At 70.3% G+C, this 18339-nt stretch carries 21 protein-coding genes and 1 tRNA gene; 7 read left to right on the forward strand and 15 right to left on the reverse strand.

Annotation, left to right across the window (positions count from 1 at the left end):
* Positions 1–79 precede the first annotated feature (79 nt).
* The gene (locus CTJ15_RS12235; RefSeq protein ID WP_126281878.1) at positions 80–301 is read left to right on the forward strand and encodes a hypothetical protein; all 222 of its coding nucleotides are present in this window, start codon (positions 80–82) and stop codon (positions 299–301) included.
* Positions 302–412: 111 nt separating this feature from the next.
* On the opposite strand, the gene CTJ15_RS12240 is transcribed toward CTJ15_RS12235, so the two are convergent.
* From CTJ15_RS12240 to CTJ15_RS12270, 7 genes are all read right to left on the reverse strand, one after another.
* Positions 413–487, reverse strand: a tRNA-Met gene (locus CTJ15_RS12240).
* A 17-nt stretch (positions 488–504) separates the two neighbouring features.
* A complete protein-coding gene (gene mnmA / locus CTJ15_RS12245; protein WP_075822975.1) occupies positions 505–1605 on the reverse strand; it encodes a tRNA 2-thiouridine(34) synthase MnmA in 1101 nt (366 codons plus the stop codon).
* Positions 1605–2348, reverse strand: coding sequence for a thiaminase II (tenA, locus tag CTJ15_RS12250; protein WP_075822976.1), 744 nt, complete (start codon positions 2346–2348; stop codon positions 1605–1607). Before tenA ends, mnmA begins: the two co-directional genes overlap by 1 nt.
* A 31-nt stretch (positions 2349–2379) precedes the next feature.
* Positions 2380–2697: a ferredoxin family 2Fe-2S iron-sulfur cluster binding protein gene (locus CTJ15_RS12255; RefSeq protein ID WP_019459746.1), complete on the reverse strand. Its 318-nt coding sequence runs from the start codon at positions 2695–2697 to the stop codon at positions 2380–2382.
* 11 nt (positions 2698–2708) lie between these two features.
* A complete protein-coding gene (locus CTJ15_RS12260; RefSeq protein ID WP_019459747.1) occupies positions 2709–3896 on the reverse strand; it encodes a cysteine desulfurase family protein in 1188 nt (395 codons plus the stop codon).
* Positions 3893–5005 (reverse strand): cysteine desulfurase family protein, encoded by a 1113-nt coding sequence (locus CTJ15_RS12265; protein WP_076970000.1) that lies wholly within the window; start codon positions 5003–5005, stop codon positions 3893–3895. Before CTJ15_RS12265 ends, CTJ15_RS12260 begins: the two co-directional genes overlap by 4 nt.
* A complete protein-coding gene (locus CTJ15_RS12270) occupies positions 5002–5514 on the reverse strand; it encodes an Rrf2 family transcriptional regulator (RefSeq protein WP_075822277.1) in 513 nt (170 codons plus the stop codon). The genes CTJ15_RS12265 and CTJ15_RS12270 overlap by 4 nt, the downstream gene beginning before the upstream one ends.
* A 376-nt stretch (positions 5515–5890) precedes the next feature.
* Here CTJ15_RS12270 and CTJ15_RS12275 point away from each other — a divergent pair, with 376 nt between their 5' ends.
* The gene (locus CTJ15_RS12275) at positions 5891–6559 is read left to right on the forward strand and encodes an alpha/beta hydrolase (protein ID WP_026032966.1); all 669 of its coding nucleotides are present in this window, start codon (positions 5891–5893) and stop codon (positions 6557–6559) included.
* 225 nt (positions 6560–6784) lie between these two features.
* Here CTJ15_RS12275 and CTJ15_RS12280 read toward each other — a convergent pair whose 3' ends face one another.
* The gene (locus tag CTJ15_RS12280) at positions 6785–6991 is read right to left on the reverse strand and encodes a hypothetical protein (RefSeq protein WP_019459751.1); all 207 of its coding nucleotides are present in this window, start codon (positions 6989–6991) and stop codon (positions 6785–6787) included.
* A 189-nt stretch (positions 6992–7180) separates the two neighbouring features.
* Between CTJ15_RS12280 and CTJ15_RS12285 the strand changes: the two genes are divergently transcribed.
* The 3 genes from CTJ15_RS12285 to CTJ15_RS12295 are packed head-to-tail and all read left to right on the forward strand — an operon-like array spanning position 7181 to position 9456.
* Positions 7181–8059 carry a transporter substrate-binding domain-containing protein gene (locus CTJ15_RS12285; RefSeq protein WP_226946120.1) on the forward strand — a complete coding sequence of 293 codons (879 nt, stop codon included), beginning with the start codon at positions 7181–7183 and terminating at the stop codon, positions 8057–8059.
* An 18-nt stretch (positions 8060–8077) separates the two neighbouring features.
* The gene (locus CTJ15_RS12290) at positions 8078–8764 is read left to right on the forward strand and encodes an amino acid ABC transporter permease (RefSeq protein WP_019459753.1); all 687 of its coding nucleotides are present in this window, start codon (positions 8078–8080) and stop codon (positions 8762–8764) included.
* A gap of 17 nt (positions 8765–8781) precedes the next feature.
* Entirely contained in the window at positions 8782–9456 is a 675-nt protein-coding gene (locus tag CTJ15_RS12295; protein WP_019459754.1) for an amino acid ABC transporter permease, read from the forward strand.
* A 19-nt stretch (positions 9457–9475) separates the two neighbouring features.
* Here CTJ15_RS12295 and CTJ15_RS12300 read toward each other — a convergent pair whose 3' ends face one another.
* Both CTJ15_RS12300 and nth read right to left on the reverse strand, forming a co-directional pair.
* On the reverse strand, positions 9476–10297 hold the full coding sequence (locus tag CTJ15_RS12300) for a cytochrome c (protein WP_019459755.1): 822 nt from the start codon (positions 10295–10297) through the stop codon (positions 9476–9478).
* Positions 10298–10367: 70 nt separating this feature from the next.
* Entirely contained in the window at positions 10368–11138 is a 771-nt protein-coding gene (gene nth, locus CTJ15_RS12305) for an endonuclease III (RefSeq protein WP_079253246.1), read from the reverse strand.
* Positions 11139–11291: 153 nt separating this feature from the next.
* On the opposite strand from nth, the gene CTJ15_RS12310 reads away from it, so the two are divergent.
* On the forward strand, positions 11292–12299 hold the full coding sequence (locus CTJ15_RS12310; RefSeq protein WP_019459757.1) for a tripartite tricarboxylate transporter substrate binding protein: 1008 nt from the start codon (positions 11292–11294) through the stop codon (positions 12297–12299).
* A 67-nt stretch (positions 12300–12366) separates the two neighbouring features.
* Here CTJ15_RS12310 and CTJ15_RS12315 read toward each other — a convergent pair whose 3' ends face one another.
* A complete protein-coding gene (locus CTJ15_RS12315) occupies positions 12367–12780 on the reverse strand; it encodes a rhodanese-like domain-containing protein (RefSeq protein WP_019459758.1) in 414 nt (137 codons plus the stop codon).
* 83 nt (positions 12781–12863) lie between these two features.
* On the opposite strand from CTJ15_RS12315, the gene CTJ15_RS12320 reads away from it, so the two are divergent.
* Positions 12864–14072: an MFS transporter gene (locus CTJ15_RS12320; RefSeq protein WP_075822279.1), complete on the forward strand. Its 1209-nt coding sequence runs from the start codon at positions 12864–12866 to the stop codon at positions 14070–14072.
* 76 nt (positions 14073–14148) lie between these two features.
* Here the strand turns inward: CTJ15_RS12320 and CTJ15_RS12325 are convergent, their stop codons facing one another.
* Genes CTJ15_RS12325 through CTJ15_RS12340 form a run of 4 tightly spaced genes read right to left on the reverse strand, consistent with a single transcriptional unit; the run spans position 14149 to position 18337 of the window.
* The gene (locus CTJ15_RS12325; RefSeq protein ID WP_075822280.1) at positions 14149–15480 is read right to left on the reverse strand and encodes an MFS transporter; all 1332 of its coding nucleotides are present in this window, start codon (positions 15478–15480) and stop codon (positions 14149–14151) included.
* A 45-nt stretch (positions 15481–15525) separates the two neighbouring features.
* A complete protein-coding gene (dgoD, locus tag CTJ15_RS12330) occupies positions 15526–16674 on the reverse strand; it encodes a galactonate dehydratase (protein WP_019459761.1) in 1149 nt (382 codons plus the stop codon).
* A gap of 50 nt (positions 16675–16724) precedes the next feature.
* Positions 16725–17351, reverse strand: coding sequence for a 2-dehydro-3-deoxy-6-phosphogalactonate aldolase (locus CTJ15_RS12335; protein ID WP_019459762.1), 627 nt, complete (start codon positions 17349–17351; stop codon positions 16725–16727).
* Positions 17351–18337, reverse strand: coding sequence for a 2-dehydro-3-deoxygalactonokinase (locus CTJ15_RS12340; protein WP_193009672.1), 987 nt, complete (start codon positions 18335–18337; stop codon positions 17351–17353). The genes CTJ15_RS12335 and CTJ15_RS12340 overlap by 1 nt, the downstream gene beginning before the upstream one ends.
* Positions 18338–18339 lie beyond the last annotated feature (2 nt).

An 18339-nucleotide genomic window follows, 5' to 3' on the forward strand; every position in this document is an offset into this window, starting at 1 on the left:
CTTCACCGGATGTTAATCTTTTCCGCACCGCACCCATTCCCCTTCGGGATATGGCGGAGAGGAGCCCGGCGTTCCCGACATGGAAAATCCGCGTCATCTTACGTTGGTCGATCTCGCGGAGCGGGTCGATCAACTGGCCGCCGAAGCCTTCGAGGCGGACCATTCGGCCGCCACCCTGATCCTGAGCCGCATGGCCAGCCTGCTGCGCGCGCTCGACACGGCAGCGCCTTCCGTGACGATGGCTTCGCTGCATCCCGCGATCCTGGCCCCGGAAAGCGAGCCGGCCCTTATGGCGGGCTGAGGAAGAACGCGCCAAGAGCCGAAGCAGGAGGCCCGCATCTTCATGTTGCGGGCCAGTTGCCGTTTCCGGCACCGGGGCAACGTGTTTTCGAGGATATTCAGGAAGACTGGTTGGTAGCGGCGGACGGATTTGAACCGCCGACCAAGGGATTATGATTCCCCTGCTCTACCGCTGAGCTACGCCGCCAACCGGTGGGCCGCGAATTAGGCCGCCGCGCCGTTCCTGTCAACGGCTGCCCGGCGGATGAATCCACCGCCGAGCACGCGCTCCCCATCATAGAGCACCAGCGCCTGCCCCGGCGCCGCAATCACCGGCAGGTCCGGCGTGACGGCAAGGAAGCCGCGCGCCGTGTCCCAGCGCGCCCGCACAGGCTGCGGCACCTCACGGGCGCGGAACTTCGCCTGCGCGACGAACTCGCCGTCGGGCGGGGGGACCAGCCAATTCACCTCGCCCGCCTCCACCACCGTCTGTGGAATCGCGGCCCGGGGCCCCACCACGACGCGCCGCCGGGTGGCATCCAGGGCCGCCACGTACATCGGCTCCTCGCCGTCACGCGCGGCCGTGCCGAGACCCCGCCCCTGCCCCACGGTGAAGCGCCCCAGCCCCTCGTGGCGGCCCAGCACGCGGCCGTCGAGATGCACGATCTCGCCGGGCTGCGCCGCCTCGGGGCGCAGCTTCGCGACCGTCTCGTGGTAGCGGCCGGCGGGCACGAAGCAGATGTCCTGGCTGTCGGGCTTCTCCGCCACGGCGAGGCCCAGCCGCGCCGCCTCGGCCCGCACGGCGGCCTTGTCGGGCATGGCGCCCAGCGGGAAGCGCGTGAAGGCCAGCTGCTCGCGCGTGGTGGCGAAGAGGAAATAGGACTGGTCCCGCGCCGGATCGACGGCGCGGTGCAGCTCCGCCCCGGATGACCCCTCGATGCGCTGCGCGTAATGTCCGGTCGCCAGGGCCTCGCAGCCCAGGTCCCGGGCGAGGCCGAACAGATCCTGGAACTTCACCGTCTGGTTGCAGCGGACGCAGGGGATGGGGGTTTCACCCCGCGCATAGCTGTTCGCGAAGTCCGCGATCACCGCGTCGCGGAAACGGCTTTCCCGGTCCAGCACGTAATGCGGGATGCCGAGCCGGTCGGCCACGTCCCGGGCGTCGTGGATGTCCTGCCCGGCGCAGCAGGCTCCTTTGCGGGATACGGCGGCCCCGTGGTCGTAGAGCTGCAGCGTGGCGCCGACGACCTCATGCCCGGCTTCCTGCAACAGCCCGGCCACGACGCTGCTGTCCACCCCGCCGGACATGGCGACCAGGATACGCATCAGCCGATCTCCGACAGCGCGCCCTCGGCGGCGATGCCTCCGGTGGCGGGCGCGGCGCGCAGGCCCATGGCCCAGAAATCCGCCTCCAGCCGGGAGGCCTCAGCGAAGGTCCGGGTCAGCAGCGGCAGGCGCGCCTCACCGCCATGGCTGGCGCCCAGCGCGTCCAGCCGCGCGGCCGCGGAACGCGCCAGGGCCTGGTACTCCTCGCCCGCATACATGGCGATCCAGCTCTCATACGGATTGCCGCCGCGGCGCCGGGCAGGGTGCGCCTCGATGCGCAGCGCGATCTCGCCATAGCCCACGGTGCAAGGGGCGAGCGCCACCTCCAGATCCAGGATGTCGCCCGCGAAGCCCCGGTCCAGCACCCAGCGCGTATAGGCGACCGTCTCGGCCGCCTCGGGCCGGGCCAGGATGTCGTCCTCGGACAGATCCCAGCCGGCGCAGTATTCCAGGTGCAGCTGGGTCTCGCCGAGGATGGCGTCCACCGCCGCGCTCTTCTCGCGCATCGCGGCGAGGCTTTCCGCCTTCACCACGGCCAGGGCCTGGGCGCGGGCGAACTGCACCAGGAAGAGATAGTCCTGCACCAGGTAGTGCCGGAAGGCCGGGAGCGGCAGCGTGCCCTCGGCCAGCCCCCGCACGAAGGGATGCCAGCAATAGGCCTCCCATTCCGGCGCCGCCCCCTGGCGCAGGCGCCGGAACAGGCCGCCCGGCGCGCCGTAGGGTTCGATCTGCTGCTGCAGCATCCCGCGACATCCTCCGCCCGCGATGGCGCGCCTACTTGCCCGCCGCCGGCAGCTTCACCACCAGCCCGTCCAGCGCCTCGGACATCACGATCTGGCAGCCGAGCCGGGAGGTTTCCTGCAGGTCGAAGGCGAGGTCGAGCATGTCCTCCTCGTCCTCGGTCGGCTCGGCCAGCCTGGGGAACCAGGCACCGTCCACGATCACGTGGCAGGTCGCGCAGGCGAGGCTGCCCTCGCAGGCGCCCTCGATATCCACGCCATGGCGATGGGCGATCTCCAGCACGCTGAGGCCCAGCGGCGCATCCACCTCGCGCCGCGTGCCGTCACGCTCGATAAACGTCATCTTCGGCATACGGGCCGCTCCTACTCCACCGTCTCGGGGGACATGACGGATGTCCAGGCGCGCGCGAGGGCCGCGGCCGCCAGGTCCACCTCGGCGGGCGAGGTAAAGCGCCCGATCCCCACGCGCAAGCTCGCTCTTGCGGATCCCTCGTCCAGCCCGATGGCCCGCAGCACGTAGGATGGCTCCACCGAGGCCGAGGAACAGGCCGAGCCGGTGGAGACGCAGACCTCCGGCATCGCCGCCATCAGCCGCTGCGCGTCCACGCCGCCGGGAAAGGTGAGGTTCAGGTTGCCGGCCACCCGGTGGCCGCGGCTGCCGTTCACCACCACCCCCGGCACGCGCGCGTTCAGCACCGCCAGGAAACGGTCGCGCAACCCGGCCGCCCGCGCCGCATCCTCCGCGCCCTCCAGCCGCGCCAGGCGCGCCGCCTCGCCCAGCCCGACCACCAGCGGCGCGGCCAGGGTGCCGGAGCGGAAGCCGCGCTCCTGCCCGCCGCCGGACAGGAGTGGCGTCAGCCGAACGCGGGGACGGCGGCGGACATAGAGCGCGCCGATCCCCTTGGGGCCGTAGATCTTGTGGCCGGAAAGCGAGAGCAGGTCGGCCCCGATCGCGTCCACGTCCAGCGGGACGCGCCCGGCAGCCTGGGCCGCGTCGGTGTGGAACAGCGCGCCCGCCCCCTTGGTGATGGCGACCAGCGCGGGCAGGTCCTGCACCACGCCGATCTCGTTGTTCACCGCCATGACGCTGACCAGCAGGGTGCCTTCGTCCACCGCCGCGCGCAGCACCTCCGGCTCCAGCAGTCCGTCCGGCCCGACCGGCAGGACCACCGGCTCGAAACCCTCCGCCGCGAGGTCGCGCACGCTCTCCAGGACGCATTTGTGCTCGATGGCCGTGGTGACGATGCGCCGCCGCCCGCTGCCCTGGGAGGCGGCGAAGCGCGCCGCGCCCTTGATGGCGAGGTTGTTGCTCTCCGTGGCGCCGGAGGTCAGCACGATTTCCCGCGCCTCGGCGCCGACCAGTGCCCCGACCTCCGCCCGCGCCTGCTCCACCGCCGCCTCGGCGGCCCGGCCCATGGCGTGTTCCACGCTGGCAGGGTTGGCGAAGTTTTCCTCCCACCAGGGGCGCATGGCCGCCAGCACCCGCGGATCGACCGGGGTGGTGGCGTGGTTGTCGAGATAGATCGGGCGGTTCGCGGCCGGAGCAATCATGCCGCGAAGATGGGGCGCTCCGCGGCGCGCTGCGAGAGGCGATCCCGCATGGCGGCATAGGCGGCGAGAAAACGCTCCGCCGCATCCTCCTGCGCGTTCCAGGGCAGGGAGACGCGGATGGCGCAGCCTGCCGCCTCGCCCAGCCCCATCGCCTCCAGCACATGGCTGCGCGCCACCTTGCCGGAGGAGCAGGCCGAGCCCGCCGAGACCCGGACCCCGGCCAGGTCCAGCGCGATGACCTGGGTCTCCGCCGGCAGGCCGGGCAGCAGCAGGCTCGCCGTGTTGGGCAGGCGCGGCGCCCCGGCGCCGGGGATGCGGGCGCCGCTGCCCGCCTCGATGGCCTGGCGGATCGGCAGGAGGCGCTCTGCCGCGTGGGGATCGGCGGCCTCCGCGACCGCGCCCAGGCCGGCAATGGCCGGCAGGGGCTCGGTGCCGCCCCGGCGCCCCCGCTCCTGCCCGCCGCCCGGCAGATGCGCCGGCAGGTCGAGGCCCGGGCGCAGCAGCAGCGCCCCCGCCCCCTTCGGCCCGCCGAGCTTATGGCCGGAGAGGGCGAGGCTGTCGGCGCCCAGCCCTTCCAGCGAGACCGGCATCCGCCCCGCCGCCTGCACTGCGTCAACGTGCAGCAGCGCGTCGTGGCGCCGGCAGAGGGCCAGCGCCCCGGCGACGGGGTGGATCACGCCGGTCTCGTTGTTGGCTAGCATCAGGCAGACCAGGGCCGGGGGGCCGGAAGACAGGCTGCGCTCCAGCGCCGCGAGGTCCAGCACCCCCTCCCCGTCCACCGGCAGCCGTTCCGCCTCCGGCGCGGCGGTCAGTACCGCCGGGTGCTCGGTGGCGCCGGCCAGGAGGCGGCGGCCCCGGCCCAGGCCGCGAATCGCCATGACATCCGCCTCGGTCCCGCCGGAGGTGAAGACCACGTCCCGCGCCCTGGCGCCGAAGCGGGCCGCCACCTGGGTGCGCGCCTTTTCCAGCAGGCGCCGGGCGGCCCGGCCCTCGGCATGGACGGAGGAAGGGTTGCCGGTCAGGTCCAGCGCCTCCAGCACCGCAAGCCGGGCCTCGGGGCGCAGCGGCTCGGTGGCATTGGCGTCAAGGTAGAGGGCGGGCGGGGTCATGCCTCCGCCTCCCCGCGACCCGGTCCCTGACCACGAGCGATCCCCGGGACCATGCCGGGCAGGAGCGGCGGCAGGGCGCGCCCGCGCACCTGGCCCCGGACCACATCCGCCAGCGACACGCCCAGCAGGAAGAGCCGGATCTGCTCGCCCAACTCGTCCCAGAGGTCGTGAGTCGCGCATTTGCGGCCGGCAAGGCAGCCGGAATCCTCCCCCGTGCAACGGGTGGCGCTGAGCGGCTCGTCCACCGCCTCGATAATCTCGGCCACGGAAATGGTCCCATCCGGGCGGGCCAGCCGGTAGCCGCCGCCCGGCCCGCGTGCCGATTCCACCAGCCCCGCGCGCCGCAGCCGCCCGAACAACTGCTCCAGATAGGCGAGCGACAGATTCTGCGCCGCGGCGATCTCGCCCAGGCTGACCGGAGGCTCCGGACTGCAGCTCGCACCGCGCGCGCGGTCCGCCATCTCCACCATCGCCATCACCGCATAGCGGCCGCGCGTCGACAGGCGCATGTCGTTCGGTCACCTCCGCGATGCCGTCGGTGTTTCCGCAAGGCCGGAAACAAAAAGGGAAAATTCCCGGTTGGAGCCTGAGACATGGGCCCCATGCCATGATTTCGTTAGGGTTTAGAGGAACCGCTCCCTATATTGGCCTCGCACCGGGGATCGTAAGCCCGCCCCGGCAGACATCAGATGATCGGAACCCTGCCGGTAAGGAAGGTGTCTCGCGGTATGCCACCTGCGTCCGCGGCACGCCCCTGTCGGCATCGCTCCATGAAACCAGGGAGAATGGAGTGGCCAGTGCGTCGTTTCCTCCGTTCCCCTTTCAGGGCTGTTGGCTCGGAATGCGTGACTGCGCATTCCCAAAGGAAGTGGACACCAGGGGACAATGCCTGAAGTGATGTTCGCCGGCCCCGATGGCCGGCTGGAGGGTCGCTACCACCATTCCAAGCGCCCGAATTCCCCCGTTGCCCTGATCCTCCATCCCCATCCGCTGCATGGCGGGACCATGAACAACCGTGTCGTGCACGGGCTTTATGGCCGTTTCCAGGCGATGGGCTTCTCGACCCTCCGCTTCAACTTCCGGGGCGTGGGGAAGAGCCAGGGCCGCTATGACGGCGGCATCGGGGAGATCTCGGACGCGGCGGCGGCGCTCGACTTTCTGCAGGCGGTGAATCCCTCTGCGCCCATGCTCTGGGTGGCCGGGTACTCCTTTGGTGCCTATGTCGGCATGCAGCTGCTGATGCGGCGGCCCGAGATGGGCGGCTTCGTCTCCATCTCCGCCCCGGCCAGCCACTATGATTTCGGCTTCCTGGCCCCCTGCCCCTGCTCGGGCCTGATCCTGCACGGCGCGCAGGACGAGCTGGTGCCGGAAAGCAGCGTGCGGAAGCTGGTGGACAAGCTGAACACGCAGAAGGGCGTGAAGATCGACTATCGCGTCATGGAAGGCGCAGGCCATGTCTTCACGCCCGACCAGACGGAGAAGGTCTGCGACGCCACCGAGGACCATGTGATGTCGGTGCTGAACCGTGCCCGCATGTCCATGGCGGCGGACTGAGACCTCCGGCCCGGACAAGGTCTTCCGTGTCTTCGCAGAACCGCCGGTTCCCTCGCTGGGAACCGGCGGTTCGCTGTTCCGGGGGTGGCGGAGGCCCGCCGTTTCCACGGTCCGGGTCGTGCCGGGCATGAAAAAAGGGCGCCCTGGACGGGGCGCCCTTCTTGTCGTTCCAGTCCGTTTCCGCTCCGGCCCCGCCCGCGGGCAGGCTGGCAGCAGCGGTCCGGTTCAGGCCGCCAGCGCCAGGGGCGCGTTCGGGCGGCGGAATTCCAGGATCAGCAGCCCGCCCACCAGCATCAGACAGGCGGTCATGGCGGCCAGCGCGACCGGGAGGGCCAGGAGCTGGCTGGCGCCGGCGCTGCCGAGCAGCGTGCCGACCACGGCCAGGATGGTGGCGATGCCGAGGAAGACGAGGGAGATGGCGAAGGACTTCATGATGCTGGGGTCTCCCAGGCCTGAGTGATCCGGCCGTTTCCGGCCTCTGAGGCGGAATCTGGGAGCCGCTCGCGGCACGGTGAGGACCCTTTTGTGGCATGAATCGGGCAAATGGACCGGCCGGTTCATGGCTGCCCCTCGATGGCCGCAGGGCCCGGCTTGCATGTTTCTTGCTGTCGGCTGGCGACCATGACCGTCACGAGATTCCATCCCGCCATGCGCCGCCTGCTTCTGCTCGCCGCCCTTCTCGCCCCGGCCTCCGTCACCCTTTCCGCCGCCTGGGCGCAGTCCGGCCCTGCCCCGCTGCGCAGCGCCGTGGACGGCACCTTCGCACCCCATGCCTTCCCGAAGCTGGATGGCGGCGTGCAGGGCTTCAACGTCGATCTCTTCACCGAGGTCGCGAAGCGGCTGGGCCGGCCGATCACCATCGACAGCGCCTCCTTCTCCGGGCTGGTGCCGGCGCTGAACGCCGGGCGCTACGACTTCCTCGCCGCGCCGGTGACCGTGACAAAGGAGCGGGCGGAGAACCTGCTCTTCACCGAGGGCTATCTCTACACCGAGTTCCAGTTCGGTATCCGCAAGGGCAATGCCCCGATCACTTCGCTCGACGACCTGAAGGGCAAGGCAATCGCGGTGAACAAGGGCAGCGCCTATGACGCCTGGGCGCAGGCGAACGCGCCGAAGCTGGGCTTCACCTACCAGACCTATGACACCAACCCGGATGCCGTGCAGGCGGTGGTGGCCGGACGTGCCTATGCCGTTCTCGCGGGCAATACGGTGGTGAAGTACGCGGCATCCCGGCAGCCGCAGCTCGTGCCGGACTTCGTCATCAAGGAGACCCGCGCCCACTGGGCCGCGCCCTTCCGCAAGGACGAGGTGGCGCTGCGCAACCAGGTCGAGGACGTGCTGGAATGCATGAAGCGCGACGGCAGCCTGGCGAAGCTCAGCGAGAAGTGGTTCGGAGCGAGGCCGGCCGCCGACGATGCGGAGAACACCCCCTTCCCCGGCTATGGCGTGCCCGGCCTGCCCGGCTACGACCCGGCACCGCATGAGCCGCGCTGCGGCTGAAGACAGGTCCCCTTCCCCGTGGACTCGGGCTTCGTCTTCTCCTTCCTCAACGCCCGCGTCGCCGCCGAGTACTGGCCCCGCATCGCCGAGGGCTTCGCGCTGACCCTCGCGCTCGCCGCGCTGATCGTCGTCGCGGGGCTCCTGGCGGGGCTCGTGCTGGCGGCGGTCCGGGCGCTGGGCATCCGGCCGCTGAACTGGCTGATCGTCTTCCTCGTGGACCTGTTCCGTGCCCTGCCGCCGCTGGTGATCCTCGTGCTGCTCTACTTCGGCCTGCCCTCGGCGGGAATGTCACTCTCCGGCTTCTGGGCCACCTGGCTGGCGCTGACGCTGGTGCTCGCCGCCTTCGCCGAGGAGATCTACTGGGCTGGCATCACCGCCGTGCCGCGCGGGCAATGGGATGCGGCGCGGGCGCTGGGCTTCCGCTTCCTGCCCGTGCTGTTCCTGGTGGTGCTGCCGCAGGCGGTGCGGATGGTGATCCCGCCGCTGACCAACCGCACCATCGCCATCACCAAGGGCACGGCGCTGGCCTCGGTGGTGGGGGTGTCGGAGATCCTCGGCGCGGCGCAGTCCTCGATGGCCTTCTCGGCCAACCCGACGCCGCTGACCCTGGGCGCGCTCGCCTATGCGATCCTGTTCCTGCCGGTGGTCGGGCTGGGGCGCTGGATCGAGCGGCGCTTCACGCTCGGCCGGGCGCGGGGCGCCTGAGATGAGGAACTCCTGAGATGGAGGAATTCACCGCCGCCTTCCTGAACACCGAGATCATCGGGCAGGCGCTGCCGATCCTCTGGTCCGGGCTGAAGCAGACGCTGCTGCTTTCGCTGATGACGGTGCCGCTCGGCATGCTGGGCGGGCTGATCCTGGCCTTCGCCTCGCGCGCCGGCACGCGCTGGATCGCCTGGCCCGCCGTGGCGCTCACGGATCTCTTCCGCGCCGTGCCGCCGCTGGTGCTGCTGGTCTTCCTCTATGCGGGCCTGCCCTTCCTCGGGCTGGACATCGGCGCCTGGGGCGCGGTGGCCGTGGGCTTCTTCCTGAACACCGGTGCCTATTACGGGGAGATCCTGCGCGCCGGGCTGGACAGCGTGCCGCGCGGCCAGACGGAGGCGGCGCGGGCGCTGGGGCTGCGCTCCTGGCAGGCCATGCTGCTGGTGATCCTGCCGCAGGCCCTGCGCAACGTGCTGCCGGACCTGGTGAGCAACACGCTGGAGGTGGTGAAGCTCACCTCCCTCGCCTCGGTGGTGGCGCTGCCGGAACTGCTCTTCCAGGCGCGGCAGGCGCAGAGCGTGACCTACAACGCCTCACCCATCGTGGCGGCGGCCCTCGCCTATTTCCTGCTGCTCTGGCCCGTGGTGCGGCTGCTGTCGCGGCTGGAGAACCGTGCCGTGGCCGGCGGACGGTGAGAGGCGAGCAGCGGCCCCGTCAGGGACGCTGCGCCGCCATCTGCGCCAGATAGGCGATGAGGCTTTCCATGTCCCGCTCGGGAAGCTGTTCCTCGGTGAAGCCCGGCATCTTCTGGTCCGGCCAGTGGCGCAGGCTGGCCGGGTCGCGCAGGTAGCGGCGCAGGGAGGCGGGCTGGAAATACTCCACCGGGTTCATCGGGTGGTTGAGGTCCGGCCCCAGCATGGCCGTGCCACCGCCGTTGATCCGGTGGCAGGGCAGGCACTGGGTGACGAAGACCGTGAGGCCACGCCGGGCCGGGTGGCTGCCGGGCAGGGCCGGGTCCGGCTCCATCATCGGCCAGCGGGCCGTCGGCGAGGCGACATAGCGCAGGGTGGAAAGACGGTAGGTCCAGTACTTGGTCGGGATGCCGCCAGCCTCCGGCCTTTCCCACACGATGTAGAAGGGCCCCGTCCCCGCGGGTTTGCCGGGCATGGCGGGCCACGGGGCATCGGCCGGCTCGACGGCGATCCAGGCCCGGCTGCCCTCCTTGCCTCCGGTGCCGAGAACGGCACGCAGCGGGATCTGCGCCGCATAGCCATCCAGGGCGACGGTTTCCAGCGCGCTGTCCTCGGGCGGCGCCAGGCGAGACAGGAGGGAGGCGAGCGGCACCGCCCTGTAGCGCCGAGGCTGACGATAGGCGGGGTCCGCCGCGATCTCGATCTCCGCCGCTTCGGGATGTTGCAGGAGTTCGCTGCTGTCGAAGCTCAGGCTCTCCACGCCGCTTTCGAGGCGCAGCGTGGCCGCGGCGGCGGGAAGCGACAGGGTCAGGCAAGCGGCCAGGATTGCCAGAATGGATGGCATACAGAAGCTCTCGTCCAGGTTGTTTCCAGCAAGGAACAATAAGCCTGAACGTGTGACAACCGATTCGTTCCTATCCCGGAAGGCCCTGGAAGCCCTCCCTTCCACCCACCGCCTCGTCCACCTTGCCACGCCGTTCCTGTCCGGTCGGACAGAGATCGAGCAGCACGCAGCGATGACAGGCCGGCTGGCGGAAGAAGCAGCACCGCTGGCCATGCAGCATCAGCACCTCGTGGTCGTCATAGACCTGCTGCGCGTCCCATTCGGGCGGCAGCATGGCCTCCAGCACGCGGTGCGCCGGGCCGACGGCCAGCTTCGGCGGAATCAGCCCCAACCGGATGGCGACGCGGTGGTGGTGGCTGTCCACCGGCAGGGCACGGCGGCGCAGCGAGGAGAAGGACAGGACGGCCGCGCTGGTCTTCGGCCCGATGCCGGGCAGGGATTCGAGCCAGTCACGCGCCTCCGCCACTTCCATATCGGCGAGATGGCCCAGTTCCAGCCCTCCCCGCCGCTCGGTCAGGGCGCGCAGCGTGCGCTGCAGGGCCGGCGCCTTCGCCTCCGGCCATGTGCAGGGGGCAATGGCTGCCTCGACCTCGGCCACCGGCGCGTCCCGCACGCTTTCCCAGTCAGGGAAGCGCTCCCGCAACTGGCGGAAGGCCCGGGCGCTGTCGGCATTCTTCGTACGGTGCGAAAGCAGTGAGGAAACGAGTTCGTCCAGCGGGTCCAACGCGTGAAAATAGGCGATGGGACAGTGATAGGCCTCGCAGAGGCGGGCATGGACCTGCCGCAGCAAGGCACGCGGGTCATCGGTGGAAGTCCTGCGGTCCTGCGGCATCTGGCCCATGGTGCGTCGTTCTCCGGGAAGCAGGAGAACGCGCCCGCGTCCGGCCGGTTCGGTAGCGTGACAGCCTCCGGATGGCGTGATATTTTCCAAAAGTTAATCCATATGAATGATGAACGACCTTTCAAAGGATCGTTCTTCCGGAGGAATGCCTTCATGACCGCCCGCCGCACCCGAAGGGCCACGCTGCTGGCCGCCTGCGGAACCCTGCTGGGCCTCGCCTGGGCCGGTGCCCAGCCGGTCCAGGCCCAGGACAAGGCCGCGGCGAACTATCCCGACCGCCCGATCCGCGTGATCGTGCCCTTCGGGGCCGGCGGCACCACCGACCTCGTGGCGCGGCTGGTCGGGCAGACCATGAGCAAGCGGCTGGGCCAGCCGGTGGTGGTGGAGAACCGCGCCGGGGCCGGCGGCAACATCGGCAGCGATGTCTGCGCCAAATCCACGCCGGATGGCTATACGCTCTGCGTCGGCACGATCAGCAGCCATGCGATCAATGCCAGCATCTATCCGAAGATGCCGTTCGACAGCCAGAAGGACTTCGCGCCGGTGGCGCTGCTGGCGACGCAGCCGAACATCCTCGTCGTGGCCAACAACGTGCCCGCCTCCAACGTGACGGAGCTGGTGGCGCTGATGAAGGCGAAGCCCGGCTCCTTCGACTACGGCTCCTCCGGCGTCGGAACCTCGATCCACCTGGCGGGCGTGCTGTTCCTGCAGATGACCGGCACGGATGCGGTACACGTGCCTTATCGCAGCAGCGGCCAGATCATGACCGAGATGCTGGGCGGCTCGCTGCCGATGAGCTTCGACAACTTCTCCTCCGCCTGGCCGCATGTGCGCGACGGGCGGCTGAAGGCGATCGGCGTCGGCTCCAGGGAGCGCATGAAGGTGGCGCCGGACGTGCCCGCGGTGGCGGAAACGCTGCCGGGCTTCGAATCCCTGTCCTGGCACGGGCTCTTCGCTCCGGCGGGTACGCCGCCCGCCATCGTGGAGAAGCTGAACAGGGAGGCCCTGGCCTCGGTCCGGTCGCCAGAGGTGATGGCGCGCTACGAGGAGCTCGGGATCTCGTCCAGCAGCTTCACCCCGGCCGAGTTCAAGGATTTCGTGGCCGCCGAGACCAAGCGCTGGGGCGATGTCGCCCGGGCCGCGAACGTGAAGGTGGAGTAGGGCCGGCGGCCTTCTCCCCCGGAGGCGCCCGGCATCCGGGCGTCTCCGTTTCCGGGGCTTTCCGTCTTCAGCGCTGCCGCCAGGGCATCCCCTCGGCCTTCCACCCCGCCACCGTGCCGCGGTGGCCGGAGGCATCGGGCGGCCCCTCGAACCCGTCCGCGACGTTGAAGGACTTCCTGTAGCCGGCGGCCTGCGCCGTCTGCGCCGCGGCAAGCGAACGCGCGCCGGAGCGGCAGATGAAGTAGAGCGCGGTTTCCGGCTTCGCCCCGGCCCGCCGCAGCATGTCGGCGAAGCCGCCATTGACCTGCATGGATGGATAGAGCTGCCAAGGGATCAGCACCGGCTGGCGCCCCAGTTCCGAAAGATCCGGCAGGCCCACGAAGTTCCACTCCGCGTCGGTCCGGACATCCACCAGCATCGCGTCCGGATCGTCGCGCAGCCTGTCCCAGACCAGGCCGGACGGCACATCCTCGATCGTCATTCCAGGGCATCCTCGATCTGTTGGATGCAATCTGGTTTGATGCGGGCGCCGCGTCCATACAGGCCAGGGATCTCTTTCCGCGCATGTCCGCCTCCCCCCCTCCCGCCAAGGCCATGGCGGGACGATCCAGCCGCGTGCCCGTCCTTGCCGCCGCCTCCTTCGCCACCTCGACCCAGACCTTCGTGGTGTCCGGCCTGCTGAACGAGATGGCATCGGATCTTTCCATCTCCGTCGCGCAGGCCGGCCAGGTGACCACGGTCTTCGCCATGGCCTTCGGCCTTTCCGCCCCCTTCCTGGCGGCGCTCACCGCCCGCTGGCCACGGCGCCGGCTGCTGGTGGGGATGCTGTGCCTGCTTGCTCTGCTGAACGGGCTGATCGCGATCACCCATTCCTTCGCCGCGCTGATGGGGCTGCGCCTGCTCTGCGGCATGGCGGCCGGGATGGTGGTGCCGGCGGCGGCGGCCACGGCGGCGGGCCTGAGCACGCCGGAACATCGCGGCCGCGCCCTGGCGACGGTGGTGGCGGGCTCCACCTGCGCCTTCCTCTTCGGCGTGCCGCTCGGCTCCCTAGCGGGCGAGGTCTTCGGCTGGCGCGGCGCCTTCGGCCTCGCCGCCCTGCTGGCGCTCGGCGCGGCGCTGGCGATCCGGCTGCTGCTGCCGGAAGTGGCGGGCGAACACAGCGGGCTGCGCGGCCTCGGCAACCTGATGCGGACCGGCGTGCGCAAGACCCTGGCGATCACCTTCCTGGCCTTCGGCGCCAGCTTCTGCACCAGCGCCTTCATCGGCCCGGCGGTGAACCGGGTGAGCGGGCTGACCGGCGGGCAGGTCGGGCTGATGCAGGCGCTGATCGGCGCCGCCTCCTTCGCCGGCATCCCTCTGGGGGCCTGGATGGCAGACCACGGGGCGGTGCGGAAGCTCTGGCTGCTGCCGGCGGTGATGGTGCTGGCGGCAGTCGCACATTACGCCCTGCTCTCCGGCGCGGCGGATGGCATGGCCAGCGCGATCCTGTTCCAGGGCGCGGTGATCCTGGTGGCGGGGGCCTGCGCCTTCGCGCTCTCCCCCCTCCTTCAGGCGCGGCTGGTGGCGCTGGTGCCGGAGGCGCGCAACGTCGTGCTGGCGGCAAATTCCTCGGCGATGTTCCTGGGCCAGGCCACGGGCGCCCTGCTCGCCGGCATCGCCATCACGGCGTTGGGCATCCAGGGCATCGCGGCGGCGGGGGCGGCGATGGCCTTCGTCGCCTGCCTTGTCGCGGTCTGGATGAATCTCGGCGGACGATCCACCGGCCGCGCCTGACCGGCCGGCGCCGCGCCTCGTGGCCGCCCGCCCTGGAGGAGAGGCGCCGCGCGGTCCCGGAAAGCCGCTGTCCGTATCAGCTTGCCGTGCTCTCGGTGTCCGGCAGGCGTTCCACCTTGCCGACCACGAAGATGTAGGAGAGCGCGCCGATCAGGGCGAGTGCCGCGACATAGGTGAGGCCGGCGGAGAAGCCGTAGTCGCGGGCAAGATAGCCCACCACGATCGGCACGGTGATGCCGGACAGGTTGCCGACGAAGTTGAACACGCCGCCGGTCAGGCCCAGCAGGCGCTGCGGCGCGATGGCGGAGACCAGCGACCAGGTGATCGAGGCCAGACCGTTGCCGAAGAAGGCCAGCGTCAGGAAGGCGATCACCGCCGCCGGGCTGTCCACGAAATTGGCGCCGATGATGCCGATCGAGAGCAGCAGGCCGGTCACGATCGGCGCCTTGCGCGCGAAGCCCAGCGAGGCGCCACGCCGCACCAGTGCGTCCGAGAGCACGCCCGAGCACAGCACGCCGACGAAGGCGGCCAGGAAGGGGAGCGAGGCGAGGAAGCCCGCCTTCACGAAGTCCATGCCGCGCGCCTGGACCAGATAGGTCGGGAACCAGGTGAGGAAGAACCAGAGTGTCGAGGTCAGGCAGAACTGGCCGAGATAGACACCCCAGAGCTTGCGCGAGGAAAGCACGCGGCGGAGATCAGCGCCGCTGACGCGGCTGGGCGCCCGGGACGTCTTCCGGTCGAGATCGACGAGGCCGCCGCCCTGGCGGATCAGCTCGATCTCCGCCGGATTGGCCGAGCGGTGCTCGCGCGGCTCGCGGTAGAGGACGTACCAGGCCAGGCCCCAGGCGATGCCGACGCCGCCGGTGGCGACGAAGACCATGTGCCAGCCGATCTCCGTCTGGATCCAGATCAGCACCGGGGTCAGGAAGGCGAGGCCAACGAACTGGCCGGAGGTGTAGAAGCCGATGGCGGTGGCGCGTTCGCCCTCCGGGAACCAGGCCGTCACGACGCGGTTGTTGATCGGATAGGAGGGCGCCTCCATGGCGCCGATCGCCAGCCGCAACGCGATCAGGGCGGGGACGCTGTAGGCGAAGCCCAGCATCACCGTGGCGATGGACCAGAGGACGATCAGCGACGGGTAGAGGATGCGGGGCGAGACCTTGTCCACGAACCAGCCGCCGGGGATCTGGCAGATCGCATAGGTCCAGCCGAAGGCGGAAAGGACGAGGCCCATCTCCGCCGGATCGATCCCCAGCTCCCCGGCCATGGCCGGGGCGGCGATGGAAAGGTTGCTGCGGTCGAGATAGTTGATCACCACGGTAATGAAGAGCAGCACCATGATGCCGAAGCGCACGCGCGTGGGCTTCGCCGCGGTCGCCATGGCCGCGGGCGTATGGGAAACACTCATTCCGGACTTCCTGTTAGCGGTTATGCCCTCTCGGAGCGGCCGGCCTCACCACTCGGCGAAGCTGCCGTCCTTGTGGCGCCAGACCGGATTCCGCCAGCGATGGCCCGTTTCCGCCGCCTTGCGCACGAAATCCTCGTCCACCTCGATGCCCAGGCCCGGGCCCTGCGGGATGGCGACGTGGCCATCCCTGTATTCGAAGACCGAGGGATCCTTCAGGTAGTCGAGCAGGTCGCTGGTGGTGTTGTAGTGGATGCCCAGCGACTGCTCCTGGATGAAGGCGTTGTAGCAGACCGCGTCGAGCTGCAGGTTCGCCGCCAGGGCGATGGGGCCGAGCGGGCAGTGCAGCGCCAGCGCGATGTCATAGGCCTCGGCCATCGCCGCGATCTTGCGCGTCTCGGTAATGCCGCCGGCATGGGAGGGGTCGGGCTGGATGATGTCCACATAGCCTGCATGCAGGATGTTCTTGAAGTCCCAGCGGGAGAAGAGCCGCTCGCCGAGCGCGATGGGCGTGGCGGTGTGGTTGGCGATCTCCTTCAGCGCCTCGGCATGTTCGGAGAGCACCGGCTCCTCGATGAACATCAGCTTGAAGGGGTCCAGCTCCCTGGCCAGGACCTTCGCCATGGGCCGGTGGACACGGCCATGGAAATCCACGCCGATGCCGAAATTCGGCCCCATCTCGTCGCGGATCGCCTGCACGCGCTCCAGCACGGCATCGACCTTGTCATGCGTGTCGATGAACTGCAGCTCCTCGGTGCCGTTCATCTTCACCGCGGTGAAGCCGCGATCGGCGCATTCGCGCGCCATGCGCGCCGTGTCGCCGGGACGGTCGCCGCCGATCCAGGAATAGACGCGGATACGGTCGCGCAACTGCCCGCCGAGGAGCTGGTGCACCGGCTTGTTCAGCGCCTTGCCCTTGATGTCCCAGAGTGCCTGGTCGATGCCGGCGATGGCGCTCATGTGGATCGCGCCGCCGCGGTAGAAGCCGGCGCGGTACATGACCGTCCAGTGGTCCTCGATCAGCGAGGCGTCCTTGCCGATCAGGTAGTCGGCCAGCTCGTCCACGGCGGCGGCGACGGTGTGTGCCCGCCCCTCCACCACCGGCTCGCCCCAGCCGGTGATGCCTTCATCCGTCTCGACCTTCACGAAGCACCAGCGCGGCGGGACGATGAAGGTGGTGAGCTTGGTGATCTTCATGCGGCAGGTCCTCGGAACGTCGTGCGGGAAGCGGGTTCAGGCCTTCCGGCTCAGCCTTTCAGGGCCCGCCAGGCCTCGGCGAAGGCCCGGGCGTTCCGGCCGACCTCCGCCGCATCCATGCCCGGCTTGTAGAGGGCGGAGCCCAGGCCGAAGCCGGCGGCGCCGGCGGCGCGGAAGCCGTCCATGTTGTGCGGCGTGATGCCGCCCACCGGCAGGAAATGCGTCTCCTTCGGGAAGACGGAGCGCATCGCCTTCAGCACCGGCGGCGTCAGCAGCTCGGCCGGAAAGAGCTTCAGCGCATCCGCCCCGGCGGCCAGCGCGGCGAAGCCCTCGGTCGGCGTGACGATGCCCGGCGTGCAGAACAGGCCGGTGGTCTTGGCGGCGCGGATCACCGTGGCGTCGGCATGCGGCATGACGATGATGCGGCCGCCCGCCATGGCGACGTCGGCGACCTGCGCCGGGGCCGTCACCGTGCCGGCGCCGACCAGGACGTCCCGGCCGAAGCGGGTGGCGAGGCGGCGGATGCTTTCCACCGGCTGCGGCGAGTTCAGCGGCACCTCGATGATGGCGAAGCCCGCCTCCACCAGCGCCTCGCCGATGGGCAACACCTCCTCCGGCGTGACGCCGCGCAGGATGGCGATGAGCGGCAGGCGGTCGAGATAGGTCTGGAACGGCATCAAACGGTTTCCTCGGATATTCCGGCGGCGAGCCCGGCCTGGATGGCGATGCGCCAGAGGCCGGCGGTGGCGGCGTTCTCGATCTCGCGGACCTCGGAGACGCCGAGCAGGGCCAGCGCCTCGCGGTAGCGGCGGCAGAGGGCGGGATCGCCGATCAGCACCACGCCTCCCCTCCGGCACCGCAACCCGCAGAGCAGTTCCTCGCCGATCAGCAGGCCGGAGAGGTAGTCGAGGCTCAGTTCGGGGCGCAGCCCGCCCGTCAGCACCAGGGCGCGCGCCGAGAAGAGCAGCGGCGCGACTTGGCCGCCCTCCCGTACCGCCTGCACGCCGCGCAGGAAGGCGGCGTCCGCAGCGGCATCCTCCGCCGCTTTCGGCACGTCCCGGGCGAAGCGGCCCAGGATGGAATGCCCGCGCAGCACGGCGAAGAGCTCCCCGGTCATGTAGGTGTCGAAGCGCGCGATGCGGCCCTGCTCGATGCTCACCCATTTCGAGTGGGTGCCGGGCATGACCAGCAGCGATCCCTCGCGCAGCGCGGGGTTCAGGGCCAGCGCGCCGGCTATCTGCGTTTCCTCGCCGCGCATCACGTTCGGAGCCTCGCCGTACTGGGCGACGCCCGGCACCACCAGCAGCGCCCCGCCCGGCACCGGCACCAGCCCGCCGGCCAGTTCCTCCGGCCCGGCCGGACAGGGGAGGTAGGGCGCCTCCACCCAGCCCTGGGCGCTGCCGATCATGCCAGCGGCGATGGATTTCAGCTCCGGCCAACGGTGGCGCCATTCGCCGGTCACGGCCTCGAAGACCGCGGCGAAATCGCCGCCGGGAACCTGCATGATGCCCTGCGGCGCGCTGCGGCTGTCCAGCACGGCACCATCCGGCCCCAGCAGATAGGCGCGCAGGGAACTGGTGCCCCAGTCCAGCGCGATCAGGGCGGGGCTTCGCGCTGTTGCCACGCCGTCCATGGCACGGTGATCCGTCCGATCCTTGTTCATGG

Origin of the sequence: Roseomonas sp. FDAARGOS_362, from assembly GCF_002754815.1 — a bacterium.
In the GTDB taxonomy this organism is placed as follows: Bacteria; Pseudomonadota; Alphaproteobacteria; order Acetobacterales; family Acetobacteraceae; genus Roseomonas; species Roseomonas mucosa.